Origin of the sequence: Sorangium sp. So ce327, assembly GCF_051530205.1 — a bacterium.
Classification (GTDB): Bacteria; Myxococcota_A; Polyangia; order Polyangiales; family Polyangiaceae; genus Sorangium; species Sorangium cellulosum_B.
The window spans coordinates 8,683,418-8,709,445 of sequence record NZ_CP150330.1 but is presented as its reverse complement, the minus strand read 5'-3'; the positions used below and the strand labels follow the sequence as shown (position 1 = coordinate 8,709,445).

14 protein-coding genes are annotated in these 26,028 nt (G+C 71.1%); 5 read left to right on the top strand and 9 right to left on the bottom strand.

The window, feature by feature from the left end; all coding sequences use genetic code 11:
* Positions 1–9: 9 nt before the first annotated feature.
* Positions 10–882: an ATP-dependent sacrificial sulfur transferase LarE gene (gene larE, locus WME95_RS32470; protein WP_437903238.1), complete on the bottom strand. Its 873-nt coding sequence runs from the start codon at positions 880–882 to the stop codon at positions 10–12.
* A 100-nt stretch (positions 883–982) separates the two neighbouring features.
* Here larE and WME95_RS32465 point away from each other — a divergent pair, with 100 nt between their 5' ends.
* On the top strand, positions 983–1,807 hold the full coding sequence (locus WME95_RS32465; RefSeq protein ID WP_437903237.1) for an OmpA family protein: 825 nt from the start codon (positions 983–985) through the stop codon (positions 1,805–1,807).
* 43 nt (positions 1,808–1,850) lie between these two features.
* Here the strand turns inward: WME95_RS32465 and WME95_RS32460 are convergent, their stop codons facing one another.
* On the bottom strand, positions 1,851–4,283 hold the full coding sequence (locus WME95_RS32460) for a fused MFS/spermidine synthase (protein WP_437903236.1): 2,433 nt from the start codon (positions 4,281–4,283) through the stop codon (positions 1,851–1,853).
* A 103-nt stretch (positions 4,284–4,386) separates the two neighbouring features.
* Complete coding sequence (locus tag WME95_RS32455) at positions 4,387–4,932, bottom strand: hypothetical protein (RefSeq protein ID WP_437903234.1); 546 nt, start codon at positions 4,930–4,932, stop codon at positions 4,387–4,389.
* A 108-nt stretch (positions 4,933–5,040) separates the two neighbouring features.
* Here WME95_RS32455 and WME95_RS32450 point away from each other — a divergent pair, with 108 nt between their 5' ends.
* Positions 5,041–6,261 (top strand): M14 family metallopeptidase, encoded by a 1,221-nt coding sequence (locus WME95_RS32450; RefSeq protein WP_437903232.1) that lies wholly within the window; start codon positions 5,041–5,043, stop codon positions 6,259–6,261.
* Positions 6,262–6,277: 16 nt separating this feature from the next.
* Here WME95_RS32450 and WME95_RS32445 read toward each other — a convergent pair whose 3' ends face one another.
* The 3 genes from WME95_RS32445 to WME95_RS32435 all read right to left on the bottom strand — a co-directional run bounded on the left by WME95_RS32445 (position 6,278) and on the right by WME95_RS32435 (position 13,507).
* Positions 6,278–7,477 carry an MFS transporter gene (locus WME95_RS32445; RefSeq protein ID WP_437903231.1) on the bottom strand — a complete coding sequence of 400 codons (1,200 nt, stop codon included), beginning with the start codon at positions 7,475–7,477 and terminating at the stop codon, positions 6,278–6,280.
* Positions 7,478–7,671: 194 nt separating this feature from the next.
* Positions 7,672–8,262, bottom strand: a complete 591-nt coding sequence (locus WME95_RS32440; RefSeq protein ID WP_437903230.1) for an N-acetyltransferase family protein — start codon at positions 8,260–8,262, stop codon at positions 7,672–7,674.
* A 226-nt stretch (positions 8,263–8,488) separates the two neighbouring features.
* Positions 8,489–13,507 (bottom strand): zinc-dependent metalloprotease, encoded by a 5,019-nt coding sequence (locus WME95_RS32435; protein WP_437903229.1) that lies wholly within the window; start codon positions 13,505–13,507, stop codon positions 8,489–8,491.
* A gap of 502 nt (positions 13,508–14,009) precedes the next feature.
* Between WME95_RS32435 and WME95_RS32430 the strand changes: the two genes are divergently transcribed.
* The gene (locus tag WME95_RS32430) at positions 14,010–16,100 is read left to right on the top strand and encodes a serine/threonine-protein kinase (RefSeq protein WP_437903227.1); all 2,091 of its coding nucleotides are present in this window, start codon (positions 14,010–14,012) and stop codon (positions 16,098–16,100) included.
* A gap of 90 nt (positions 16,101–16,190) precedes the next feature.
* Here WME95_RS32430 and WME95_RS32425 read toward each other — a convergent pair whose 3' ends face one another.
* Positions 16,191–17,300 carry a THUMP domain-containing class I SAM-dependent RNA methyltransferase gene (locus WME95_RS32425; RefSeq protein WP_437903226.1) on the bottom strand — a complete coding sequence of 370 codons (1,110 nt, stop codon included), beginning with the start codon at positions 17,298–17,300 and terminating at the stop codon, positions 16,191–16,193.
* Between the two features lie 311 nt (positions 17,301–17,611).
* Between WME95_RS32425 and WME95_RS32420 the strand changes: the two genes are divergently transcribed.
* A complete protein-coding gene (locus tag WME95_RS32420) occupies positions 17,612–17,941 on the top strand; it encodes an SPW repeat domain-containing protein (RefSeq protein WP_437293756.1) in 330 nt (109 codons plus the stop codon).
* A gap of 173 nt (positions 17,942–18,114) precedes the next feature.
* Positions 18,115–18,852 (top strand): pyridoxine 5'-phosphate synthase, encoded by a 738-nt coding sequence (locus WME95_RS32415; protein WP_437542805.1) that lies wholly within the window; start codon positions 18,115–18,117, stop codon positions 18,850–18,852.
* An 86-nt stretch (positions 18,853–18,938) separates the two neighbouring features.
* Here WME95_RS32415 and WME95_RS32410 read toward each other — a convergent pair whose 3' ends face one another.
* Together WME95_RS32410 and WME95_RS32405 are read right to left on the bottom strand one after the other, a co-directional pair.
* Positions 18,939–24,389, bottom strand: coding sequence for an AAA family ATPase (locus WME95_RS32410; RefSeq protein WP_437903224.1), 5,451 nt, complete (start codon positions 24,387–24,389; stop codon positions 18,939–18,941).
* Positions 24,390–24,410: 21 nt separating this feature from the next.
* Positions 24,411–26,018: a hypothetical protein gene (locus WME95_RS32405; protein ID WP_437903223.1), complete on the bottom strand. Its 1,608-nt coding sequence runs from the start codon at positions 26,016–26,018 to the stop codon at positions 24,411–24,413.
* Positions 26,019–26,028 lie beyond the last annotated feature (10 nt).

The following is a 26,028-nucleotide window of genomic DNA, read 5'->3' as shown; positions in this document are numbered from 1 at the left end:
CCCGCGAGATCAGCTCACGATCTTGAGGGCGCGGCCGACGAGGACCTCGTTGTGGCTGCCGGTCCTGTACCCGCCGAGATCGAGCGTCACGTACCGGAAGCCGTGCCGCTTGCCGGCGGCCACGATCTCGGCGCGCACCGGCGGCTCGGCGGCGCGCGCGAGCTCGCCCGCGTCGAGCTCGATGCGCGCGAGGTCGTCGTGGTAGCGGACGCGGACCTGGCGGAAGCCGAGGCCGCGCAGCGCCGCCTCGAAGCCGCCGATCTGCGTGAGCCGCTCGCGCGTGACGCTGGTCCCGTAAGGGATCCGGCTGGAGAGGCAGGCCGCGGCCGGCTTGTCCCAGATGGGCAGGCCGACGCGCGCCGCGCCGGCGCGCACGTCGGCCTTGCTGAAGCCGAGCTCGACGAGGGGGCTCAGCACGCCCGCCTCCCGCGCCGCCTCCAGCCCGGGGCGGTAGTCGCCGAGGTCGTCGGTGTTGGTGCCGTTCACGATCGCCGCGAGCGCCCACTCGGACCGCTTTCGCGCGGCGATCCGGTAGAGCTCGCTCTTGCAGTGGAAGCAGCGATCCGGGTTGTTCGCGACGTAGCGCGGATCGTCGATCTCGGACGATTCGACGAGCCGGTGGTCGGCGCCGATCAGCCGGGCGATCGAGGTGGCCTCTTCCTTCTCGGCCGGCGCGAGGCTCGGCGAGACCGCGGTCATCCCGACGGCGCTCGGGCCGAGCTCCTGGTGCGCGACCGCGAGGACGAAGGCGCTGTCGACCCCGCCGGAGTAGCAGACGAGGACCGATCCGAGCTCCCGGAGCCGGGCGCGCAGCCCGGCGAGCTTGGGATCGATGGGCGAGCCCTCTGGCGTGGACGAGCGCGTGGGCGACAGCGCGGACATGGCGATCCTCTTACCATAAGCCGCGTTCCGCGCCGGTCGGCCCGGCGTCCGCCAGGTTACTTGCGGTCCGAGCGCCGGTTCTGACACGCTGCAGGGCGACATGGACCCGAAGAGGAAGCAGGCCGCCCGCACCTCCCTGCCGTTCGCGCTCGCGGCGGCGCTCGCGCCCGCCGCGTTCGCTGGCCAGGGGTGCAGCGACAACCGGCTGCCGCCGCGGGAGCTGCCGCGCGCCGAGGAGCAGCAGGCGCTCCCGCGATGGTACCCGGAGAAGGCCTGGTCGGAGCAGGGCGGGGAGAGCCAGGTCTACATCGAGGGCAAGATCGTCTTCGACACGAGCAAGGCGACGATCCGGCCGGGCAGCGAGAAGACGCTGGAGACGCTGCTCCAGTTCATCAAGGAGCACCCCGAGGTGACGCGGCTGCGGATCGAGGGGCACACGGACGCGCAGTCGAGCGAGGAGCACAACCAGGCGCTCAGCGCCCGGCGCGCCCTCGCGGTCGCCGACTGGCTGGTCGATCACGAGGTCGAGAGCGACCGGCTGATCGCCGTGGGCTTCGGCGAGTCGCGCCCGCTCGGGCCGAACGAGATCGCGGCAGGCCGCAGCGAGAACCGCCGGGTCGAGTTCCACGTGGCCGAGGTGAACGGGCGCCCCTTCCTGGGGCAGGATCCGTACAGGGGCGGCCTGGCGCTGGAGGTGCTGAGCCTCGAGCAGCGCAAGCAGCGCGCGGAGCAGGCCGCGCAGCTCAAGGCGCCCCCGCCCCGCAAGGGCTTCGTGGCGACGGGCGACGAGATCAAGCCGGTGCAGGTCAAGCCGCGGGCCACGTCGGAGGCGCAGGAGGGCGAGCCCCCCGCGCCGAGCGCGCCGGTCAAGGAGAGCGCGCCGCCACGTGACGGCGGTGGCGCGGCGCCCGCGGGCGGGGGCTGAGCGACCTTAGGGCGAGGTGCCCGCGGACGGGGGCTGAGCGACCTCAGGGCGCGAGGTGCCGCGCGCGCGGCGCCCGCGTCCGGTAACGCTCGAGGAGCGCAAGGGTCGCGTCGAGCGACGCGCCGTACGGGAGCACGTTCCCCTTCGGCGTGGCGTACTCGAGGTAGAGGTTGTCGTCCGTGGACAGGATCGGGCCGCCGTCCTCGGCCGCGTCGGCGATGAGGCGGTCGAGATCGTCGCCCGAGGTGACGAGGGCGTCGAGGAGGTCCTCGAGCCGCGCGCCGGCGAGCGTCGCCTGGAGCGACGGCCGCGCGTCGAGCCCGGCGAGGCGCGCCTCCGAGGCGACGAGCGGCGCGCCGCTCGCGACGAGGATGCCCTGCGCGCCGCCCACGAACAGCGCGACGTGCGGGAACGCGCTGCGCATCGTCCTCACCACGACGGCGAGCTCGCGCCGCCGGATGTGGTGGAGCTGCACCCACTGCTGCAGGACGCCGCCCTCGGTGAGCCGGGACCGGGCCAGCTCGTAGAACTCGTGGCTGTAGAGGCTCGCGGCGCCCGCGAACCAGACGCTGGTGAGCTCGATGGCGATGAGATCGTAGCGGCCCGGGGCGGCGACGAGCAGCTCGTTCCTGCCGTCGTTGAGCGAGAGGCGGACGCGGGGATCGTCGAGCGCGCGGAGGCTCGGGCCGGCGAAGAAGCGCCGAGACGCCTCGACGATCGCGGGCGAGATCTCGGCGACGTCGATGCGCTCGAAGGGGTAGGCCGCGATGGTGCCGGTCGTCGTGCCGGTGCCCAGGCCGATGACGAGCGCGGCGCGCGTGTCGCGGAGGAAGAGCGAGGGGAAGTGCGCGAACCGCCGCTGCGCCGTCATCTCGGGGCCGTCGTCGCCCTGGAACTTGCCGTTCGTGTACATGGTCGTGACGCCGGCGAGGTGCGCGACCGTGGTGACGCCGCCGTGCACGTCCTCGCGCACGAAGTCGATGCGCTCGGGGCGCGGCCCCATGGCGAAATAGACGTTCGCGCCGCTCGTGAGGCGGGCCATGTCCCAGCGGGGCGCGAGCACGGCGAGCGCCCCCGCCGCCGCGGCCAGCGCGAGGGCGCGGGGGAGCTCCGCCCCGGCGCGCGCGGCGGCGAGGACGGCCGTGAGGGCGAAGGCGAGCGCGATCGTCAGGAGCGCGCGCTCGGAGCCGAGCGCGGGCAGGATGAGGTAGCCGGTGACGATGGAGCCGGCGATCGTGCCCAGGGTGTTCGCGGAGGTCAGCCTGCCGACGCGCGCGGCGACGTCGGCGTGCGCGGCGGCGCGCGCGAGGAGCAGGGGGAAGGTCGTGCCCATGCACAGCGTGGGCAGCGCGAGGATCGCGAGGGCGGCGAGCGCGCGGCACGCCTCGCGGCCGGCCCACCCGTCGACGTGCTTGCCCGCGAAGGCGAAGAGCCGCGGGAGCTGGTCCCAGAGCGGGACGGTGGCGGCGAGCGAGAGCGCGGCGGCGGCGAGCCCCCGGGAGAGCGCGCCCTCGCCGTGGCGGCGCGCGAGGGCAGGCGAGCGCGCGGCGCCGGCCGCGAGGCAGACGAGGAAGACGGCGAGCATCAGCCCGAAGGCGTAGGCGCTGTTGCCGATGAGCAGCGCGAGCAGGTGGGTCTGGACCACCTCGGCGGCGAAGACCAGGAAGCCCGACGCGAACGCGAGCAGGAGCAGGAACGGCGGCTCGGCCCGGCCGGCGGCCGCGGGGAGCGGAGCGTCCGCGGTGCGGGCCTCGGGGGAGCGCGCGTCGGGGGCCTCGGAGGAGCGCGCGTCGGGGGCCTCGGGGGAGCGCGCGCCGGGGGCGGCGGCAGCAGGCGCCGGGCCGCGGAGCCCGGCGGAGATCGCGACGACGCCGAGGACGAGGTTGGCGATCGCCGCGGACCAGAGGGCGCCTCGGATGCCGAGGTGCGGGAGGACCACGTAGGCGCCGGAGAGCGCGCCGGCCGCGCCGCCCGCCGTGTTGATGGCGTAAAGCGAGGCGAGGCGGCGCGCGGCGTCGTGCTCGCCGCCGTCCGGCGCGGCGCCGGCGCGGAGGATGCGCGAGAGCACCGGGAGCGTGGCGCCCATCGCGACCGTGGGGACGACGACCACGAGGGCGGTCAGCGCGGCGCGCGCCGCGGTGAGCAGCGCGAGCGAGTCGGGCGCTGCGCGGGCGACGGCGACGTAGGCCGAGGTCAGCGCCTCGAACAGGAACGGCGAGACGGCGCAGATCGCGCCGACGATCACCTCGAGCGCGCCGTAGACGACGAGCGGGCGGCGCGCGGACGCGGCGTGGCGGCCGCCGAGGTGCGCGCCGAGGGCGAGGCCGCCCATGAAGGCGGCGAGCACCGTGCTCACGGCATACGCGGTGGCGCCGAAGACGTAGGCGAGCAGCTTGGAGAAGGCGACCTCGTAGAGGAGGCCGGTCGCGCCAGAGACGAAGAACAGGGCGGCCACGAGCGGGAAGCGGGAGCGCACGGGCGCGCACGCTAGTACAGGCGCCCGACGAGCAGGCACCTCAGAGCGCCGAGGACGACATCCGTCGGCAGGCGGCCGAGGGCGGGCGCGACGCGCCGCCTCGTTACCAGCCGAGCCGCTGCAGCCGCTCTCTGGCCCCCTTCACCCCGAAGATCGTCTCCTCGCCGGGCGGCACCACGGGCGCGAGCAGCACCGCCGCGAGCACCGCGGTGACGACCAGGGGCGCTCGCGCGTCGTCGCCGGCGATCGCCGGCTCTTGCACCTGCCAGACCCGCCGCGCCCGCGCGAGCAGCGCGTCGAACCCGCGCCCGCCGATCGCCCTCACCCCCGCCGCGGCGGCCGCGCGCACGAGCGGCGCGCGATCCAGCGGCACCGTCACGACGCGCACGCGGCTCGGCGTGCGCGGCATAGAAGAAGCGGCGGTGCGCGCGATGTCCACCTCGACGGCGTCGGCCATCGGCGTGGTCCCCGATGGGTACGCCTTCTTCTGCACGAGCGAGAGCTCCGCTCCGAAGAAGACGCGCGCCTGATGTGCCCAGCGGTGCTCGTCGATCCGCGCCTCGGGCTCCGGCGACAGCAGCGACCACCCCTGGCTCGGAGGCAGCAGCTCGATACGTCCTTCCGCCCACCCGTTGCCGTCGAATTCCATATGCGCGCCCGCTGCCACGGTAATCCCTGGTTTGACCTGGTCCGGATCGCACGAACGCGCGGCCGGTGGTCTATAGTTCGTGCCATCTAGGGTAAAGGTGAGCCCTGCATGCCGAAGTCCGATCAGGCGTCGGAAGAGCAAGGCCGGGCTGCCCTGAGGGCGGCCCTCTTTGTACACCGACGCGCGCCGCTCTCCCGTCTGCTCGCTCGCCGCGGGCTCGGTCCCTACCGCGGGTACGGCGAGCTCCTGGAGGCGATCGAGCGGCTCGCCGACCGCGGGGCGCAGGTCACGCTGATCGGGCGCTCGATCCGGGGCGAGCCGCTGCTCGCCGTTCACCTCGGCGCAGCCAGCCTGGCCGCTGCGCGCGGCGAGAAGCAAGCCGCGGGCCTCCTGGCGTCGAGCGCCCAGGGAGGACAGCGCGTTGCGAACGGCGTCTCGCTCCATCCGCTCGATGGCACGCCGGATGCCGATGGCAGCCGCGCGCCGGGCGGCGCGGATGACCGTGCGCCGAGCGACGCCGCCCTCGCTCCGTCGGCCGAGCGCGCCGAGCGCGCCAGCTTCCGCCCCTCGACGGGAGCCGGGTCGCGCGAGCGCGTGCGGACGACGGTGATCCTGTCCGGGATCCACCCCCTCGAGTGGATCGGCATCGAGGCCCACCTCGCGCTGCTCGATCGCCTCGCGACCCAGGACCTCGGCGGCCGGTCGATCCTCGCCGTCCCGATCGTGAACCCGGATGGGCTCCTCCGCGTCGAGATGAACCTCCGCGCCGGGCGACACCGGTACGTGCGCGGCAATGCCCGGGGCGTCGACCTGAACCGGAACTTCGACGCGGGGTGGTACGAGCGCGGCCTCATCCAGCGCTTCATCGGGCTCCTCTTCTCGCCCGGCAGCCGCCCCGCCAGCGAGCCGGAGGTGGAGGCCATCGCGCACGCGCTGTCGTCGCGCCGCATCGACCGCGCCCTGTCGCTGCACAGCGCGGGAGGCGCCGTGCTGTACCCGCCGGCGCACAGCCTCTGGCCCGTGGCCGACGCCGCCGAGCACCACGCCTTCGCGCTGCGCGTCGCGCGCGCCGCGGACCGCAGGCCGTACCGCGCCATGTCCTACGTCCGCTTCGCCTGGGGCGTCCGCAAGGCGGGGCTGGAGATCGACTGGCTCCACGATCGCCACGGGGCGCTGTCGCTCCTCGTGGAGTGCTCGCGCGGCAAGCTCGGCCTCCGGCCGTCGCGCCTCGTCGAGCCGTTCGCCTGGCACAACCCCCGGCGCCTCGACGACGCCACGCCGCCGCTCGTCGACGCCCTCCTACCCTTTGTAAAGGGTGCGCGCGCCTAGCTAGATAGAGCGGCGGTCAGAGCTCGATCGGCTCGCCGACGGGGATCTTCTGCAGGCCGAGGAGGACGCCGAGGGCGGCGAAGGTGGCCGCCATCAGGCCGTACGCCGCGAGCGCCCGGTGCTCGATCAGCCAGCCGGCGCCGATGGGGCCGATGATCTGCGAGATGCTCGCCAGCGACTGGCTCACGCCGAGCGCCGCGCCCTGCTCGTCGCGGCCGACGCTCTTCGTGAGGAGCGTGGTGACGGCCGGCCGCACCACCGCCGCGCCGAACGCCGCGAGCCCCACGAGCGCGAGCAGCACGGGCAGGGTGTACGCGACGCCGAGCAGGCCGTAGCCGACCACCATCGTGGAGAAGCCGATCAGCGCGAGCCGCTCCTCGCCGTACCGCTTCGCCAGCCGGCCGATCAGGCCGCCCTGGATGCTGCCGCCGATGAGCCCGGAGAAGGCGTAGAGGTAGCCCGTCTCCTTGACGCCGAACGCGAAGCGCCGCTCGAGGAAGAGCGCAAGGCCGCCGATGAGCGTCGAGAAGGAGAGGGAGAAGGCGAAGAACTCGAGCAGCCGGCGGCGCGGGAGCGGCCGGTCGAAGTACCGGCGGAAGGCGTCCCCGCGGCCGAGCGACGCCGGCCGGGCGGCCGCGGAGGTCGCCCCGACCTGGGCCGCCGGCAAGGGCGGCTTCGCGGGGAGCAGCGTGGCCGTGAGGAGGACCGACAGGAGCGAAAGCGCCGCCGCGCCGTACGCCGGCGCGCCGTAGCCGAAGCGGCTCGCGAGCTCCCCCGTGATGGCCGGGCCGAGCAGGAACCCGGAGCCGAAGGCGATGCCGATCAGGCCGAACGCCTTGGTGCGCTCCTCGGGCCGGGTCACGTCGCTGATGTACGCCTGCGCGATCGTCAGGTTCCCGGCCGTGAGCCCGTCGATGATCCTCCCGAGGAACAGCATCCAGAGCGAGCTCGCCGAGCCGAGCACCAGGAACCCGAGGAACGTGCCGGTCTGGCTCGCGAGCAGCGTCGGTTTGCGGCCCACCCGGTCCGAGATCCGGCCGAGGATCGGCCCGGAGACGAGCTGACAGACCGCGTAGCTCGCCGCGAGCACGCCGACCACGAGCTCGCTGGCGCCGAAGTGCTGGGCGTAGAACGGGAGGAGAGGCAGGACGAGCGTGAGGCCGAGGACGTCGACGAAGACGGTAAGGAAGATCGGCAGGAGCGGCGAGCGGAGCATGGTGGCTTTCGGTGGCGATGGACTGCGGTGACGGCCGCTGGCGACCGGGCCGGCGATGGCCGGGCCTCCGGCGCCTGGACGGCGGTGTCCTCATGACGCATCTGCGCCGCGGCGGGTACCCTCCAGCGCGCGTCCAGCGCTCGTGCAGGGCACGGGCCGGGCCGCGGGCGGGCCGGGGACACCCGCGCCGCGGCTCAGCGCTCCGACGGGGCGACCGCGCGCGGGTCGGGAGAGCGGAGCGCGAGGGTCATCTGGATGTCATCCAGGATGGCGCCGTCGACCCGGAACGCGTCCTCCCGGGTGCCGATCGGGACGAACCCCATCCCCGCGTAGAGCCGCCTGGCGCGCTCGTTGTTGGCGAAGACGCCGAGGTCGAGGTACTCGAGGCCCGCCTCGGCGCGGGCCCACGCGATCGCGGTCTCGAGCAGGCGCCGGCCGTGGCCCTGCCCGGTGTGGGGGCCGAGGATGCCCATCGCGACGACGGCGCGGTGGCCCTCGGACCAGACGCGGCCGCCGCGGAGCTCGATATGCCCGATGATGCGCGCCCGCGGCTCGCTCGACCGGAGCAGCCAGGCCCGCCCCCAGAGCGGCTCGTCGAGCCCCTTGCCCCAGCGGTCGCGCGCGCTCTGCTCGACCTCGTCGGGGCTGAGCGACGTCGCGACGGCGAAGTGGGGCACGCCGCGCCGGCCGGACTCGGCCACGTGCTCGATGAGGTAGGCCGCGAAGGCCCGCGCGTCCGAGCGCTGGGCCGGGGCGATGGCGTGGAGGGCGGGGGAAGGGATCATGCCGCGGCGCGCGCAGCGCCACGGCGAGCGTAGTGCCGCCCTGGCGCCCGCGCGACCTCCAATGGCAGCAGGGCGGGCTCGGCCCGAGGGATCGGGACGGCCGGCGCGGCCCGCCGGGCAGGGCCGGGGCCGGCGCGCGTTCAGATCGCAGGGAGGGGGGAGAGGAGGAGAGGGAGAGAGGAGGGCGGGGCCCCGGCGCAGGGCCCCCGGCGCGGGGAGGCGCGGATCAGTCGTCGTCGTTGTCGAGGTACAGGCCCAGCTGCTCCGGGTCGGCGAGCTCGAGCTGCACCATCATCTTGAGCAGGTAGTCGGGCACCGATTTGTAGCCCTTCAGCTCGTACGCGTAGTGGTTCTTGTAGATGGTGAGCTGGGTGCAGTTCTCGTTGATGTTCTGATCGCACGCCGGCACCTCCTTGAACGGGCCGACAGCGGGCACGTCCTTGATCGCCGGATCCGGGATGATGATCGCGGCGCCGTCCGGGTGGTACGTGATCATCGGGCGACCGTACTTGTTGAAGCCGGGTCCGTACTCGGCGACGTACGCGGGATCCCCGGGGACGCTGGGGATGCTGCCGTCCGGTGGCAGTTGGTCGGGCTCCAGTTGGCCGACGTACTTCTGCGTGTCGAGCTGGTACCCCTTCACGGTGAGGGCGTTGGCGTACTCGATCACGCGGGCCGCGATGCCCTTCTGCACCCACCTGCCGCCGGAGCCCTCGCAGGCCGCCCTGTTCTTGCCGGCCCCGAAGAGGCACTCCATGCCGTACGTGCGGGCGTAGTAGATCTGCCCGGACGTCGGGTCCTGCCACTCGATGCGCTGCTCGATGCCCGGGTCCGCGTCGCTGCCGAGCCGGTAGACGCGCATCATGTCGAGCCAGTTCGTCTTGCCGTTCGCGGGGATGTTCGCGAGCGTCCACGCGATCAGGAACTTCTGCACCTCCCAGCCGATCTGCGGATCGACCGCGATGGTCCGGTCCACGACGGCGGGGTCGAAGTCGCCGCCGGTGTAGTTCGTGCAAAGGTTCTTCCCGTCGGTCGGGAAGCAGACCTTCGGCCCCTCGTTCGGCCACCAGCTGACCCAGCCCATCGGGCGCGCCGGGAACTCCTTTGCCAGCGGGTCGGGATCCTTGCTCTGCTCGTCGAGCACCGGGAAGCCGTCGTTGTCGGCCTCGAGGCGAGGCGCGAGGAGCGAGCGGTCACCGGTGAGGGCGTTGGCGAGCACGCGGCGGTAGCCCTCGGGCAGCACGTCGGCCATGCCGACCGCGCGGAAGCGGGCGTCGTAGAAGTCGCGGCGGGACTGGCTCACGAACCGGTCCTCCGACTCGGAGAGCAGGATGGCCGTGTTGATCTTGTCGTAGTAGCTGCCCGCGTTGGACGTGTAGTCGCTGTTGAAGTCGCCGTTGACCTCCGAGTTCCGGTTCTCGAGCGGGTGACCGCCGAACCCGACGTCCTTCAGGTAGCCGGTCGAGCCGTTCGGGATCTGGACCAGCACCGGGCTGTTGGTCGTGCCGCCGAAGGAGCCGAAGTCCTCGCCGGCGCCGTAGTCGTCGCCGTCGAGGTTCGAGCGGAGGACCGGGTCGTTGAACAGCGGATCGCGCAGGTAGTGCGGCCCTTCCTCCGGGCGGGCGAGCTGCCTCGTGAAGTGATCGAACGCCACCGTCGCGGCCACGACGTTCTCCTGGAGGCCGCCTTCGATGAGGAGCGGCCACAGCGTGTCGAACGACAGGCCCTGGTTCGTCGCGAGATCCTGGTAGATCGTCCCGAAGAACCCGATGCCGCCGGCGATGCCGAGCATCTTCTCGTTGTAGCGTTCATAGGATCGATCCGCCGCGGTGCGGACGTTGAACGTCGTGAGGTTGCGCCGGAAGTTGTCGAAGATGTGCCTGTTCTCCTGGGTGGTGATCAGGAACATCAGCTGCTCGTACGGGTCGGCGCCGTTGTCGTGACGGAAGACCGAGACGTTGCCGAGGTCGGCCCAGTTGTCCGTCGCGAACGCGTACGGCACGCGGACGCGGTTCTGGGCGTCGACCGCCGGACCGCCGCGGAAGGCGCCGAGCGCGGTCTCTTTGTCCTGCGGCATGCGCAGCTGCTTCCAGCCGACGTAGTCGACCGGCTGCTGGCGGCAGCGCTTCGTCTCGTCGCCGACCTTGACGATGCCGCCGTCGAGGAGCGTGTGCCACTTGCCGTCGAGCCGCTCGTTCCACGTCGCGGGCGGGGTCGCCTGCACGTCGTAGCAGTCGCGGATGACCTCGTACTGCGCTTGCAGCTGGGAGTAGTGGAAGTCGTTGACGCTGGGCGCGTTCGTGCTGTTGCCCTTCGCGAACATGCCGTACTTGATGCCGGCCAGCCCGCCGAAGTTGTCCGCGGCGGCGAGGAGCCCGCCGCCGATCCTGCCGCCGGCGAGGTAGTTGCGCTCGCCGTTGTCGTAGACGCTCACGGTGTCGCCGTAGAAGAAGCGCGCGGCCGCGAAGTCGTACACGCCCAGGCCGACCAGGTCCTGCGAGACGTCGCCCGGGTAGTCCATGACCGTGGAGTGCTGGAACATCCAGATCATGTTCTTCTGCTCTTCGTCCGTGATCGCGTCGAAGTAGCGAGGGCCGACGCACTCCTCCGGGCTCTCGCCCGCCTCACCGGTGCACGCCGCCTTGACCTTCCCGTTCTTCGTCCTGAGCTGCCAGTACTGGGGCCGGAAGAAGAGCGAGGCGTAGCTGCTCACGAAGTTGTGGCGGAGGCCGATGGAGTGCCCCATCTCGTGCGCGATGACCGCGTAGTGGTAGCGGCGCTGGAGGTACTTGAACATCCTCTCGTAGCGCCCCCGCTTCTCGTCGGCCGTCTCCTCGTTGCCGACGGGGAACTTCTCGCGGAGCGCCTCCGCGAGGCCCGTCATCGCCGTGGCCTCGGGGGCCTCGTGCAGGATGCAGGCGCCGCGCTCGGCGAGCGCGTTGTCGTGCATGTGCCGGAGCTGCGAGTGCAGCTTCGGGTTGTTCATCGCGAACGGCGACGCCGCGTCGGCGAGCGGGCCCTCGATGGGCAGGCCGGCGGGGATGCCCGCGCGCTTCAGCATCGCCGGGTTCATCAGTTCCGACTCGGCGAGGCTGCCCCGGGCGGCCTTCATGCGGGCGCCCACGATCGCCTGCTGCGGGGAGGCGATGTCGCCCCGCACCGCGATGTCGGCGACCTTCGCCTTCATCGGCTCGATGAGCGCCTTGAGCTGCGGAGAGACGCCCTGCGCGACGAGGCTCTCGTACGCCTCGGGGTCGAGCTTCGTGGCGCTCGCGAGCCGCGACGTGACCTCGCGCTTCGTCATCGTGGGCCCCTGGCCGCCGCCGGAGATGCGGCTCGCCTGGGCCCAGTCGCGGATGTACTTGCCGTCCGTGATCTCGGAGGTCGGGATCTCGCCGTTGATGTAGCGGACGAGGTCGACCAGCTGCTGCGCCGCGGAGTCGGTGACGTGGCTCCAGATGTTGATGCTGGCGGCCACCTTCTCGCCGGTGAGCGGGTCGTCCGCGTCGGCCATGATGCCCCAGGGCGACGGCTTCTGCGGCTTCTCGACGATGAGCACGCTGTTGTAGCGGAGATCGCCGAGCCGCGGGGCGACGCGCTCCTCGAGGGGAACGCTCGTGTCGCCGCAGGCGGGGTGATCGCCCTCGATGACGGGGTTGTGGCAGAGCACGATCACGGACGGCTGCGTGACGACGCCTCCGATCGCGAGCGTCGCCTGGTCGCCGCCGCGCCGCTGAGAGAGCTGCTCCACGGCCTGCTTGGCCTGGTCGTCGCAGATCGACGCGTCCCAGCCCTGCTCGCGGCGGCACGCGTTCAGCGCGCGCGAGAGCGCGACGGCCTCGTCGATGTCGTCCTGCTGGCCCTTCCACATCGGGAACTGCGCGTCGCAGTCCTGGCCGCCCGTCTTCCGGCACTCGACGAGGCGCGAGGTCTGGATCGCGGTCTTCATCGCGAGATCCCACTCCTCGGCGGCCCACTGGGTCGCCTCGAAGATGTCCTCCGACGTGTCGCCGCCGACGTACCAGGGGATGACGACGGCCTCGCGCTCCGCGTAAGGCAGCGTGCACTTCTGCTTGTACACGTCGCACTGCGAGCCCGCGCCGGCCGCCGCGCACGCGTCCGCGGTGCCGTCATTGTCCTTGTCGAGGTTCGGATCGGCGTTCACGTCGCCGCCCGGGGCCGTCTCCCGGGTCGCGCAGGCGATCGCGCCCTCCATCGTCTCGGGGTTGCCGTAGAAGTGGCTGCGCTTCCAGAGGTTGTAGCGGGACGCGAAGCGCCGCCACTGGTTGTCCACGATGCCGTAGTTGCGCTCGTAGCCGTAGCGGGACTCGGCGGTGAAGATGCCGAACGCCTGGAACCTCACGCCGTCGAAGTCGATCGGCTCGTAGTCGGTGTCGACCACCTTCTTGAACGACTGCCGGATCGTGATCTCGACCGGGTTGCAGTTGCCGTACGGGTCGGTGCCGCCGGCGAAGTCGCCCGGGAGCATGCAGGCAGGGAACTTCTCGATGCCCCAGCCGAGGCTCGAGAGGTCGAGCAGGACGGGCGTGGCGAACGCCTTCGTCGTGACGTCGAAGTAGCCGCTCTCGACGTCGAACCGCGGGGCGTCGGCGGAGGCGGGATCGCTGACGTAATAGGCGAGCGGCTCGTACTCGACACCTCCGTAGATGCCGATCTGCGACAGCGTGTCGAAGTCGTAGGCGTCGGTGACGAGGTTGCGGGACCAGTCGACGCGGAAGTACTCGCGCTCGTACCAGAGCCGGTCGCTCGTGTTCTCGACGATGACGTTCGACTCCTCGCCGGTCGACGGGTTGTAGTCGCGCACGATGTCGAAATGCGACTCGATCGCGTAGCTCGCGACGATCTGGCCGTCGTTCGTCGTCTTCTTGGTGAGCCCTTTGTAGTTGTTGCCCTTGCCGTCGGTCCCGTCGATGCGCTCGTAGGCGAGCCGGGCGTTGAGCTGGCGCTCGGTGACCTCCCACTTGATCCGGGAGACGGGCTGGGCGTAGGTCGACGTGAAGAGGCCATCTTGGGCGGCGCCGTACCCGACGTCGACGATCGTACCCCGCATGTAGAACTCGGGGTCATCGACGATGTCTTTGATGTCCTTTCCAACGAAGAAGGACTTGGCGAGCGCATCGCTCTGCACCCTTCTGATGGACGGCCGCTCCTCGGCGCAGCCCGCCCCCACGACGGTCAGCGCGACGGTGCCGAGGAGCACCGCACGCCTAAAAATTCGATTCATCAACGATCCTCCGGAAGCTGCCTGTCGAGATCGACGCACAAGCTGACCCTTCACGGCGCACAGGGCGCAGCGCGAGGTAGTCCCCCCAAGGCAAGAACGTTGCCAACGCTCGTCGACGCGCGAACGCGAGCTCTTTCGATAAGTTAAGCACCTGTCGCACATGCGCATCGGGGGTGGCGTTAAAGAGTTAACTGTTGCCGGACGAGCTTGCGACCGGCGCCCGTCTCCGGGGTGACGGCGGCCGGAGCGGTGCTCGGGACGGTCGACGGCGCGCGGCGCGCCCGCGCGCCGCCGGGGGCCGACAAGTCGTCGGCTGTCGAGTTCTTTGGTATGGTCGCCGCGTGCACTCTCCCTCGCATCGGACGCGCGGGTCGCGCGGGCGCGCGGACAGCCATGGGCGCAGCGCTCTTTTGCGCGAGGGGCACGGCCGCCCTGGGGCGGGCATGCGGTGCGGCCGCCCGGAAGCGGGCGAGCGGGGCAGACGCCGGCAGGTGCCGGGCGCATGAGGCATGAGGCGCTCCTCGGCCGCAAGGTGGCCGGGCGGTTCACGATCACCCGCTTCCTCGGCGAGGGCGGCATGGCCAGCGTCTTCATCGCCGAGCGCGACGCCGAGCCCCGCCGGGTGGCGATCAAGATCATGAACCCGGAGTTCACCGGGGACCGCGCGTTCATCCGGCGCTTCCAGCGCGAGGCGAAGGCCGCGGCGCGGGTGAAGCACCCGAACTCCGTCAAGATCTTCGAGTACGGGGTCGAGGGCGCCCTCAGCTACATCGTGATGGAGCTGCTCTCGGGGGACGACCTCTACGTCCTCCTCGAGCGCCACGGCGCGATCGGCCAGGCGCGGGCGGTCCGCATCCTCTCGGAGGTGTGCGAGGCGCTCGCGGTCGCCCACGAGATGGGCGTCGTGCACCGCGATCTGAAGCCCGAGAACGTCATGGTGGTCCCCGATCCCATGCACCCTCACGGCGAGCGGGTGAAGGTGCTCGATTTCGGGATCGCCAAGATCCTCGACACCGGCTCGTTTGGCGAGGAGCCCGAGCTCCTCGCCGACCCGCTGTCCGTCGTGACGCGCGCGGGCACGTTCGTCGGCACGCCGGCCTACATGGCTCCGGAGCAGTGCGGGCTGCTGCCGGTGGATCAGCGGGCCGATCTGTACACCTGCGGGGTCCTCCTGTTCCAGCTCGTCACGGGGCGGCTGCCGTTCGAGGGCGAGACGCCGCTCCACACGGCGACGCTCCACATCCATGCGCCGGTGCCGGCGCCGAGCAGCTGCGCGCCCGGGATCCACCCGCGCCTCGAGGCGCTGATCGTGAAGGCGCTCGCCAAGGAGCCGGCGGACAGGTACCAGACGGCGCGCGAGCTCGGGTACACGCTGCACTGCCTGCTGGCCGAGCTGCCCGACACGGCCGTGGGGCTCGGGCCCATCTCGCGCCGGCAGCCGAGCTCGCTGTTCTCGCGGGACGCGTCGCTGCAGCGAGGGCCGATGTCGCTCCCGCCGTTGACGTCGCTGCCGAGCTCGACGTCGGCGCCGATCTCCGGCCAGGCGCCGAGGGCGGAGCTCTCGATCGAGTCGGCCCGGACGCTCGTCTCCGGCGGGGGGGCCGATGGGGGGGCCGGTACCGAGGCCGCGCGTCCGCCGCCGGTGGTGCTTCACCACGCGCCGCCCCCCTCGGAGCTCCCGCAGACGCTCGATCCACAGGCGGTCGCGCCGGGGGCGGGCGCCGAGCCGCAGCGCTGGGCCGGGGAGTCGGTGCCGGAGATCTCGCTGCAGCTTCCGTCCTGGTCCCATGGCCCCAGCGAGGCGCTGCTCTCGGGGAACGGCCTGGACGAGCCGGGCGCAGACGGCGATGCGAGCGGGGACGACGACAGCACGCTCACCATGGTCCGTCGCGACGAGCTCCTCGGTCCGGCGAAGGTGCGAGTCCACACGGCGGCCTATGACGAGGGCGACGAGCTCGACATCACGCCTCCTGGCCGCGAGGTGAAGGCGACGCTCCGCTCCGCCGAGGACTTCGGGCTGGGCACGCCCGAGAAGCGGGCCGAGGTCGGCCTGGTGCGCGTCGATTCCGTGCCGGTCCCGGCGACGCCGCAGAGCCCGCTCGACGGGGGGGCGGCGGGGGTGTGGGACCGGAGATCGCCGCGCGTCGCCAACACGCTCCGGCTGGTCTCGTCCCACCCCCCGGCCGAGAGCCAGATGCCCACAGTGACGCCCGGCGAGCTCCAGGCGGCGAGCCCGCAGGGGTTCGGCGCGATCGGGTTCGGCGCGGCGAGCGCGGAGACCGTCGGGGACTCCGCGGCGGTCGTGCGGAGAGCGCCGGCCGCGGCCGACAGCGCCTCGGCGGCAGCTCCGGCGGCGTCGCTGCCGTTCGAGCTCGCCACGACCATCGCGGAGCAGCGCACGGTGCTGGAGCGCCGCGCGACGATGCCCGATCACGTCGTCGTGCCCCAGGCGCCGCCCGCGGCTGCGGCGGCGCCTCCGCAGGCGCGGGAGCCGAGCTGGCTCGCCGGCAAGCGGGGGCTCATCATCGGCTTCGTCGCCGGGATGCTCCTGACGGCGCTGGCGATGTTCCTTGTGATGCGCCTGTTCTCCTGACGTCTCGCACGTCTCGCACGTCTCGCACGTCTCGCACGTCTCGCACGCGCCCTCTCGCGCGGCGCGCCCTCTCCGACGCCGCGCGCCGCTTCAGGGGATGTCGTACGTCAGCAGCCGGCACTCGATCGGGCCGTTGAACACGACGAGCGACCGCTCCGGCCTCCGGCGCATCGCGTGCTCGATGTCCTCGGTGCCGGCGAGGATGGCGACGCGGTGGCCCGCGAGCCGCGACAGCGCCGCCGCCATGTCGCGGTAGAGGGCCAGCGTCCCCGGCAGGCGCTCGCCGTACGGCGGGTTGGTCAGGACGTGGCCCGGCGGCGCGGTCGGGGCGAGCGCGGTGATGGACTGACAGCGGACCTCGATCTGCACGCCGGCCATCCGGGCGTTGCCGCGGGTGATCTCGGCGGCGCGGGGGTCGATGTCGGCGGCGACGATCGCGGGGCCATCCGGCCGGATCCGCGCGCGGGCGGCGTCGCGGAGCTCGGTCGTGCGCCGCGCGGCGGCCTGATCGTGGCACGCCCACCGCTCGAAGCCGAAGCGCTGCGCGCGCAGGCCGGGGGCGATGTCCCGCGCCCAGAGCGCGGCCTCGAGGGCGATGGTGCCGGCGCCGCACATCGGGTCGACGAGCGGGCGGGCGCGGTCCCAGCCGGAGAGGCGGAGCAGCGCGGCGGCGAGCGTCTCCTTGAGCGGCGCGCCGCCGATGTGCGTGCGGTAGCCGCGGCGGTGGAGAGAGGCGCCGCCGAGGTCGGCGTAGAGCGTCGCGCGGTCGCGGACGAGGTGGAGGAAGAGGGCGAGATCCGGGTCGTCGAGATCGACCGACGGGCGGGCGCCGACGCGGCGCCGGATCTGGTCGACGATGGCGTCCTTGGTCCGCTGCGCGATGAACTGGGTGTGGGTCAGCGCGCTCGAGCGGCAGGAGGCGCGGACGGCGAGCGTGTGGACCGGGCTCAGGTAAGGGGCCCAGTCGACGCGCGAGACGCCCTCGTAGAGCGCGTCCCCGCTGGGCGCGTCGAACGAGGCGAGCTCGACGAGCACGCGCACGGCGGTGCGGAGCTCGATGCACGCGCGGAAGCCCTCGTCCGGCGGGCCGGAGAAGTGGACGCCGCCGCGATCCGCGCGGACGCCGCGGAACCGGTGCTCGCGGAGCTCGTCGCGGAGGGCGGGCTCGGTTCCTTTGGCGGCGGTCGCGAAGAAGTCCATGGCGACGGGGCTTCTAGCCGAACCGCCGCGCGGCGGCCCTCATGAACGCGGCCTCTGGCCGCGCGGCCGCTCCCGGGGCGAGGCGCGTGGCACTGGATTCGCACGGCGTTCGCTGGGCTCTCGGGTGTGTGGACCGGGCGCAGGGACGCCGGCGCTCGGCAGGTGGGGTGAGCGGGCTCCGCGATCGGCGGGCCGAGGCCGCTCGGGGCAGGACGCCTGCGGCGAGCGGGCAGAGCGAGGGAGCCAGGGCGTCGCGCGGCGGAGGCGCCGGCACGGCGATCCGCGAGGGAGGGAGGCCCATGGAGCATCGGATGGCGGCTTTGCGTGGCATCAACATCGCGCTCGGGATCTGGCTCTTGATCTCCGCGTTCCTCTGGCGCCACGGCCGGGACGAGTTCACCAACACCTGGGTGGTGGGCGCGCTGTGCGTCGTCTTCGCCCTGATCGCGCTCTGGGCGCCCAGGGCGCGTTACGCCACCGCGATCCTGGCGGTGTGGCTCTTCGTCAGCGCCTGGACGATACCGGCGCTGCTGATGGCGACGGTGTGGAACAACGCGCTCGTCGCCGTCGGCATCCTCGTCGTGTCGCTCCTCGCGACCGACGTCGCGGTGCGGGGCTCGCGGGCCGCGCGGCGCGTATAGGCGCCGAACGGCCGCGCCGCCGCGGCCAGAGGGCCGGTCCGGGAGCGACGACGGCGCTCCCCCAGCTGCGCGCTCGGGGCGCGCTCCCGGCTGCGCGGCGTGTTCGCCTCGCGGCGTCGATCGTGTATAGCGGCGTCGCGAGCGCCGCGCACGAGCCGGCGAGAGGATGTCCCATGAAGCTCAGCGTCAACGTGAACAAGATCGCGCTCCTGCGGAACTCGCGGGGACACGATGCCCCGAATGTCCTCTCCTTCGCCCGGAAGATCGTGGACTACGGAGCCCACGGCATCACCATCCATCCGAGGGCGGACCGGCGGCACATCACGCCGGACGACGCGCGGGCGGTGACTCGCCACATCACCACGGTGGAGACGAACTTCGAGGGTGATCTCCGCGAGGAGTTCCTGGACCTCACGCTCGAGCTCAGGCCGACGCAGTGCACGCTGGTCCCGGTCACGCCGGGCGAGCTCACCTCGCATCGCGGCTGGGACGTCGCGAAATGGCGCTTCGTCCTCCAGCCCGTGGTGAAGCGGCTCAAGGAGGAGGGGATCCGGACAAGCCTCTTCGTCGAGGCCGACCCGGCGGTGGTGCCCGTGGTCGCGGAGATCGGGGCCGATCGCATCGAGATCTACACGGGTCCTTACGCGCAGGCGTTCGATCGCGGCGAACACCGCGCGGAGCTCGACAAGATCGTCGCGACCGTGAGGGCCGCCGTGGCGGCCGGGGTCGGGATCAACGCGGGGCACGATCTCACCGTGGAGAACCTCGCGCCGCTCGTGAGAGAGGCGCCGCAGATTCAAGAGGTGTCGATCGGTCACCACCTCGTGGCGCACGCGCTCGAGGTCGGGATGAAGCAGTCCGTGCGCGACTACCTCGCGGCGGTCGAGGCGCGCCCCGCGCCGGCCCCGTAGCGGGGGCCCGGCCGAGCGCGCCGGCCAGCGCCGCGCCGGCCGAGCTCGCCCCGCCGCGATCGCGCCGCCGGCGGCGCCAGCCCTCGTCAGCTCCGGTGTTTGCTCCGCGGATCGACCGCGACGTCATCCATCGGCGCGGCCGCGGACGGGCGGGACGCGGGGCCACGCACCGGCAGCTCCACGATGAACTCCGCGTGGCGCCCCTTCTCGGTGTTCCCGAGGCGGATCACGCCTCCGTGGCCGTGACGCACGATCTCATAGCAGATGGAGAGCCCTAGCCCGGTGCCCTGCCCGTTGGGCTTGGTCGTGAAGAATGGGTCGAAGATCCTCTCACGGATGGGCTCCGGTATCCCGGTGCCGTTGTCCCAGACCCGGATCTCGGCGATCGACCCGACCCGGCGCGTCGACACCCGGATGCGAGGTGGCTCCGCCGCGGCGCCCCTCTCCGCCCGCGCCCGCTCGCCCACGGAGTAGAGCGCGTTGTTGACCAGGTTGATGATCACGCGAGCGAGCTCCTGATCCATCACCTCGACCGGCGGGAGCGAAGCGTCGAACTCCTTCTCGACCACCACGTCCAGGGCGGGCGCCGCGGCGAGCTTGCCGACCATCGCGAGCTCGACCGACTTCTCGACCAGCGCGTTCAAATTCACCGGCTCTCGGACGCCCGACAGGACACGGGAGTGCAGCAGCATGTTGTTCACGATGGCGTTCGCGCGCTTGCCGTGCTCCGCGATCTTGTTCGCGTTGATCCTCAGCAGCGGGAGCACCTCCCTGATCTTCTCGATGACCTCGCCGCTGTGCGGGTCGTCGGAATGGAGCTCGGTCGAGAGGCTGACGAGCTCATCCGAGAATCGAACGGACAGCTCAGCGAAGTTGTTGACGAAATTGAGCGGGTTCTTGAGCTCGTGAGCGACTCCCGCGGTGAGGTTGCCGAGCGACGCCATCTTCTCCGCCTGGATCAGCTGCTGCTGGGTCTGCTGGAGGTGCTCGAGCGTCGACGCCAGCGCGATGTTCTTGCGCTTGAGCTCCTCGGTCCGCTCGTCGACCTTCCGCTCGAGATCGTTGTAGAGCCGCGCGTTCTCGATCGAGATCGCGACCTGCGACGAGAGCAGGCGGAGCACCTTCAGCCGATCCGAGGTGAAGGTGTCGGTGATGAGGTTGTTCTCGAGATACAGCACACCGACGAGCTGCCCCTGATGAACGAGCGGGGCGCAGAGCACCGACCTCGGCTGGCAACGCACGACGTAGGGGTCGCTGACCAGCCGCTCATCCCGCGCCGCGTCGCGCAGCACGACGCTCTCCCGCGTCCTGGCGACGTAGTTCACCAGCGCGTGCGGGAGATCCGGGCTCTGATCCATCGGGATCGACTGCAGCACGGTGACCTCGCCGGACGCGATCGTGCCCTTGGCCTCGATCACGAGGTGGCCGTCTTCCTTGATGAGCAGGACTCCCTTCTCTGCGCCTGCGTTCTCCAGCATGATCTGCATGATCCTGTCCAGGAGCCGACCGAGCATGATCTCGCTGGAGAGCACCTGGGACGCCTTGACGACCGTGGTCAAGTCGAGATCCTGGGGCGTCGGCGACACCGTCACGGCGGTGCCGCTCTGATGCTTTACCTGCGCCGGAGACGACCGCATGAGGAGCACTGGATACTGCTCGTCGAGCGCGCGGACCTTGGTGTGCGCGCCCCAGGTGAGATAGCAGCCGCGCGCCTCCTGGAGGTACGAGCCGGCCAGCTGCGGTTTGCCCCTGCTCAGATGGAACAGCGCCGCGCGCTCGCACGCCAAAGCCACCTCGTGGAGGTGCTCGCTCTTCCGCGCCGCGGAGATCGCGTCGTCGTAGAGCCTCGCCGCCTGCCTGGATCGGCCCTCCACGCGCGCCTCCTCGGCCAGCACCAGCGCGAGCTTGTGGCGGGCGTTCACCGCGCTGTGCTCGGCCCACTTGTGCAAGATCCGCTTTGCCTTGTCGATCGCGCCGCGCAGGCGGCGCCTGTCCGCGTGGTCCGCGTCCGGGACCAGCGAGAGCGCCGCGAGCGCCCGGTAGAACGCGTGGTGCGGGACGAACGCCGAGCTCGGGTCCAGCATGTCCTTGTAGGCCTCGAGCCGCGACGCGATCTCCACCACCTCGTCATAACGCTCGAACAGGTAGCCGATCTGGAGCGCCAGAAGCAGGTGCTGCGCGCGCTCCATGTCGTCGGTGACGTACGCGTCCGGCTCGAGCGAGTGCTCGTTCGAGCGCAGCGCGGAGGGGTCGGCGTCCTGTAGCTCTCGCGCCCAGCGCAGGGTGATCTGCATGCACTGGACCACCTTCTGGGCGTCGGTCCGTCGTCCGAACTCGAGATACCGGCGAGCCTGCGCGGCCACCTCGGCGATCGGGGTGTCGACCAGAGAGGTCCAGTAGATGTTCAGGCACATGCAGTAGGACGCCTGCACCAGGTTGCCGGAGTCGACGGCGCACTGGATCGCCTCGGTGAGCAGATCGAGCGCCTCGCGCAGGTGGGATGAGAACACCTCCAGGAAGCTCGCGATGACGAAGAGCGTCCTGCACGTCACCGATGGATCATTGAACTTGCGCGCCAGGACCAGGGCGAGCTTGCCATACGCCGCGCCCGTCTCGGGATCGCGGAGCACCGAGCTGTTGAACATGCCGAAGCAGGCGAACGCGAACGAGGAGGCCTCGGTGTTGCCGTAGGTGAGCGACAGCTGCACGAGCTTGAGGATGATGAGCCCGATGAGCTGCTCGCGCTGCAGCAGGTAGGCAGGGAACCAGAGGGTGATGAGCAGACCCATCGCCGCCCGGATCTCCGGCGTCATGCGGTCCGGCAGCTCGCTGAGCTCGCTGATCTGCCTGCCCCGCAGCTTCCATCGAACCTGGGCGAGCTCGAGCAGCACCTCACCCATGTGCGGCTTGGACGACAGCCGTATGCCGAGCAGCTGCAGCGCGAGCAAGCCGGTCTCCACGGCCTGCTCGTACTGGCGCAGGTGCAGGAGCTGCGTCACTCGGGCGGTATGCACGGCGACCCGCTCGTCGTCGGCGCGGGCGTTGCGGAGCAGGAGCGCGAACCTCTCGTCGGCGTCCGCGAAGCGGGTCATGAGATAGTCGCACTCGGCCCTCTCGAGGTGCAGCGCGAACGTCAGCTCATGACAGCGGCTCCACCCCTCCGCCCCGACGAGCTCGGTGCCAGCGGCGAGGTAGCGCAGCGCCGGTTCGTAGGCAGCGGACGCCTTTGCCCTGCGACCGGCGGTGAGATCGAGCTGCGCGATCTCCTGGCGCTCCGTCGTGTCGCGCACCACCTCGGCGCCGGCGTTCAGGTGATTGACCACCTCGAAGAGCCGCTCCGCGACGCGCTCGGCCGGGAGGCGCCGCCGGAGGAGGCGGCCGATGTCGAGGTGGGTCTTCTTCCGGTCCTGGTCGGGGATGAGCGAATAGGCTGCCTGCTGCACGCGGTCGTGCAGGAACTCGTACGGGACGGCGAGCTCCTCCAGCGACGCATCGAAGGGATCTCCCGGCTCGGCGCCGAGGAGCAGCTTGTACGACTGATCCGTGGGCAGGATGAGGCCCGCTTGCACGGCCTCCCACAGGGCGTCGGCCGTCTCCCGCGGCGAGCGCTCGAACACGATGGACAGGATGTTCGAGTCGAAGCGGCTCCCGACGCAGGCCGCGAGCTTCACCGCGCTCTGCGCCGCGAGCGGGAGCCTCTGCAGCTTGCCTACCAGGAGGTCGACCACGTTGTCCGTGACCCCGACGGACCTGAGCTGATCCATGTCCCAGCGCCACGCGCCAACGCCGCGCTCGTCGGAGAGCGCCGGGTCGAACACGAGCAGCCGCTCTTGATGGAGCGTCTTCAAGAACTCCATGACGAAGAACGGATTGCCGTGGGTCTTGCTGGCCAGGAGCGACGCGAGCGGCCCCGCGCGCTCCTTCGTGCACGAGAGGACGTCGACGAGCCACCCTGTGAGATCGTCCTGGGAGAGCGGCGCTAGCGCGAGGTGGGTGACCCTCGTCGCCTCCACCTGGAGGCGCTCGAACGCGCGGCCCAGCGGGTGGCAGTCCGTGACCTCGTTGTCTCGGTACGCGCCGATCAGCAGCAGGTAGCCGCCGGCCGGGTTGTCGCTCAGGTACCGGAGCAGATCCAGGGACGCGGCGTCCGCCCACTGCAGGTCGTCGAGGAAGAGCACGAGGAGGTGCTCCCTCCGGGCGAAGGCCTGAATGAAGCTCTGGAAGACCTGACGAAACCGGTTCTGAGACTCCGCTGGGCCGAGCTGGGGCACGGCCGGCTGCTGGCCGAGGACCAGCTCGAGCTCCGGGATCACATCGACGATGATCTGGCCGTTGGGGCCCAGCGCGCGTCCGAGCCGCGTCCTCCAGACAGAGAGCCGCGCCTCGTCCTCGGTGAGCATCTGGCGGATGCTCTGCCGGAACGCCTCGATGAGGGAGCTGTAGGGTAGACCCCGATTGAACTGATCGAACTTGCCGGAGAGGAAGCTGCCGGTCTGGCCGACGACGAGCCTGTGGAGCTCGTTGACCAGCGTCGATTTACCGACGCCCGAATAGCCATGGACGAGCACGATCTCGGTGGCGCCCCGGGCGACGCGCTCGAAGGCGCCCGTGAGGGCGGCGACCTCCGCGTCGCGCCCGTAGAGCTTCTGCGGGAACTGCAGCCTCTCCGAGCGATCCTGCCTGCCTGTCGGAAACGGCGCTATCTCGCCGGCGGCGCTCCACTCGGCGAGGCAGGTCTCGAGGTCGATGCGCAGCCCGCGCGCGCTCTGGTAACGGTCCTCGGCCGCCTTGGCCAAGAGGCGCATGACGACGCTCGACAGCGGGGCAGGCACCCCCGGCCGCAGCTCCTCCGGCGGCGTCGGCCGCCGGGCGATGTGGCAGTGCACGAGCTCGAGCAGATCGGTGGCCAGGAACGGCGGCCGGCCGGTGAGCATCTGGTACAGCGTCGCCCCGAGCGAGTAGAAATCCGTGCGATGGTCCAGGGCCCGGTTCATCCGGCCGGTCTGCTCGGGTGACATGCAGGCCAGGGGCCCCTCGATCCGGGCGACGCTCTCGATCGTCTGGCTCTCGCGAGGCAGCCGGGAAGCGATGCTGAAATCCGTGAGCTTGGCGCGGCCGGTCTCCCGGTCGAACAGGATGCTCCCCGGATGGATGTTCTTGTGGGTGATCTCCCGTTCACTCAACGCTTCGAGCGCTCGGCAGAGCTGGATCGCGACGCGGAGGAGCAGCTCGATGTCCAGCCCTTCGGCAGGGATGGCGGAGTGCAGCGGCTCACCCGCGAAATCCTCGAGGACGAGCACCGGCACGCCCTGGTGCTTCTCCAGCCGCTGGACCTTCAGGATGTACGGGCTGTCGAGCATCTGGGCGAGCTGGTGCTCGTGCTTGATGCGCGTGATGTCGAGCAGGGTCGGGTAAGCGACGTGGAGCGCCTTGAGCAGCGCTGGCTGCCCGTCGGCGGATCGGATGGCCCGATAGGTGGCAGTCCGCGCCTCTTCGACGACGGTCGCGGTCACATCGTAGCCCGGGAGGATCAGCATGAGCTCGCCCTTCGCGCGCAGCTACTTCGGCTGCTTCGGCTGAGCGCCGGCCGCGGCCGCGCTCGTCGTTCCAGAGGCCTGCCCGGCGCCCGCCTTGGCGGCCTTCGTCGCAAAGCTCCACAAGAAATCACCGCTGCCGCGCTCTCCCCACGTGATTTTATCCTGCGGCCTTCCCCTTGCGATCTTCGCGCCGGAGTGGCAGCCCATGCAGCTCGACGTGTGGAATATCCGGGTCGTCTCGGGGCGCAGCGCGCCGTTCACCTCGGCAGCGACCGTGTTGCCTTTCTGCATGTAGGTCTCCAGGACAGTGTTCACGAGGTAAGATCGGTACGGCCGGCCGCCGGACTCGTTCGCGATGGCATCGGGGAGCTTGTCCGACGGTGACGGTTCGCCCCCGCCGTCCGTCGGCCACTGCGTGCCGACGAGCTCGTAGAACTGCAGGGCAGAGCGGTTCTTCTTGAGCTGAGCCTGGACCTGGCTGTTCAGGGCGGCTGTGTCCTCCGGGATCGGCTGCTGCCGGTGCACCTGCGTGCGGCCGATCCACGGACCCTCCAAGGGCGGCCAGACGCCCTTCTCCGGCGGCTCATTGACGGGGCACAGCGGGCAATCCGGATTGTTGAACGAGGGCTTGAGCGGCTTGCCATCGTGCGTCTCGAGCGGGTTGACATCGACGTTGTCGATGTGCTCGAACGCAGCCCAGACCCATTGCTTCTTGGCCGAGAGCGTCTTGATCATGACATTCGCGCCCACGAGGCCGAACGTCCGCAGCGACGGGCGTGGGCCCGTGCGGACGTACGCCTTCCGGAGGATGAAGCGCCCCTCGAGGTGACGCTCGCTCTCGTCCAGCAGCTTCCACGCGAGCTTGAGCGCGATCGAGGGCGTCTGATCCTTCTTTACGGGGTTGCCCCAGGGCGCGTCGGGGTTGGTGCAGTCTTCCCCGGAGGTGGCGCAGTGTTCCTTGCTGTAGGCGATCTGGCCATCGACGTTGTACAGCTTGTTGTCGTTGAGGAACTCGAACAAACGCTCGCTGTACAGCACCTCGTAATACACCTTGTTGCCGTTCTGGTCCCAGAGGATGAACGAATCGGCCTGTCTGTCGTCCTGCAGCGTACGGGAGGTGTCTATCGGGACGCTCGCGTCCGGAGCGCTCCGCTTGGCCTGCTGCTCGGCAGGGTTCCAGGCATCGGGTGGGCTGCCGTCCGGCTTGAAGATGTCGTAACTGCTCTTCCAGGTGTCCCACCCATGTGCGCCATCATCCGCGAGGCGAGGCCGAGCGCGGCCGTCCTCGGTCACCGGCCATGCCATCGCGATGAAGGACTGCCACGCCAGGATGTCGTAGAGACGGTTGCCTTCCGCGAATTTTCCCCTCCCTATGGTTTCTTTTTGCAGCTCGGGATCGATGTCTCGGGGGAGGGCGGAGCACAGCTCGTCGGTGAAGCTCGGGAACTTGCTCCACAGCTCCGTCCGGCATGTCTCGTCGTCAACCGGCGAGGACGCGCCTGTGTTCTCAGGAGGGGAGGGCGGGGGAGAGGGCCTCGGCTGGTGGGCTGTCGCTGTGCACGACAGGTGTGCCGTGCCCGCCAGGAACATCAAAATCGATCTGTAGATGGAGGACGAAGGGCGTTTCATGGTGCGACGC

Bases quoted from the DNA above. Each gene is read 5' to 3' on its own strand.
- larE (WP_437903238.1), bottom strand. From the start codon at position 882: ATGTCCGCGCTGTCGCCCACGCGCTCGTCCACGCCAGAGGGCTCGCCC.
- WME95_RS32465 (WP_437903237.1), top strand. From the start codon at position 983: ATGGACCCGAAGAGGAAGCAGGCCGCCCGCACCTCCCTGCCGTTCGCG.
- WME95_RS32455 (WP_437903234.1), bottom strand. From the start codon at position 4,932: ATGGAATTCGACGGCAACGGGTGGGCGGAAGGACGTATCGAGCTGCTG.
- WME95_RS32450 (WP_437903232.1), top strand. From the start codon at position 5,041: ATGCCGAAGTCCGATCAGGCGTCGGAAGAGCAAGGCCGGGCTGCCCTG.
- WME95_RS32445 (WP_437903231.1), bottom strand. From the start codon at position 7,477: ATGCTCCGCTCGCCGCTCCTGCCGATCTTCCTTACCGTCTTCGTCGAC.
- WME95_RS32440 (WP_437903230.1), bottom strand. From the start codon at position 8,262: ATGATCCCTTCCCCCGCCCTCCACGCCATCGCCCCGGCCCAGCGCTCG.
- WME95_RS32435 (WP_437903229.1), bottom strand. From the start codon at position 13,507: ATGAATCGAATTTTTAGGCGTGCGGTGCTCCTCGGCACCGTCGCGCTG.
- WME95_RS32430 (WP_437903227.1), top strand. From the start codon at position 14,010: ATGAGGCATGAGGCGCTCCTCGGCCGCAAGGTGGCCGGGCGGTTCACG.
- WME95_RS32425 (WP_437903226.1), bottom strand. From the start codon at position 17,300: ATGGACTTCTTCGCGACCGCCGCCAAAGGAACCGAGCCCGCCCTCCGC.
- WME95_RS32420 (WP_437293756.1), top strand. From the start codon at position 17,612: ATGGCGGCTTTGCGTGGCATCAACATCGCGCTCGGGATCTGGCTCTTG.
- WME95_RS32415 (WP_437542805.1), top strand. From the start codon at position 18,115: ATGAAGCTCAGCGTCAACGTGAACAAGATCGCGCTCCTGCGGAACTCG.
- WME95_RS32410 (WP_437903224.1), bottom strand. From the start codon at position 24,389: ATGCTGATCCTCCCGGGCTACGATGTGACCGCGACCGTCGTCGAAGAG.
- WME95_RS32405 (WP_437903223.1), bottom strand. From the start codon at position 26,018: ATGAAACGCCCTTCGTCCTCCATCTACAGATCGATTTTGATGTTCCTG.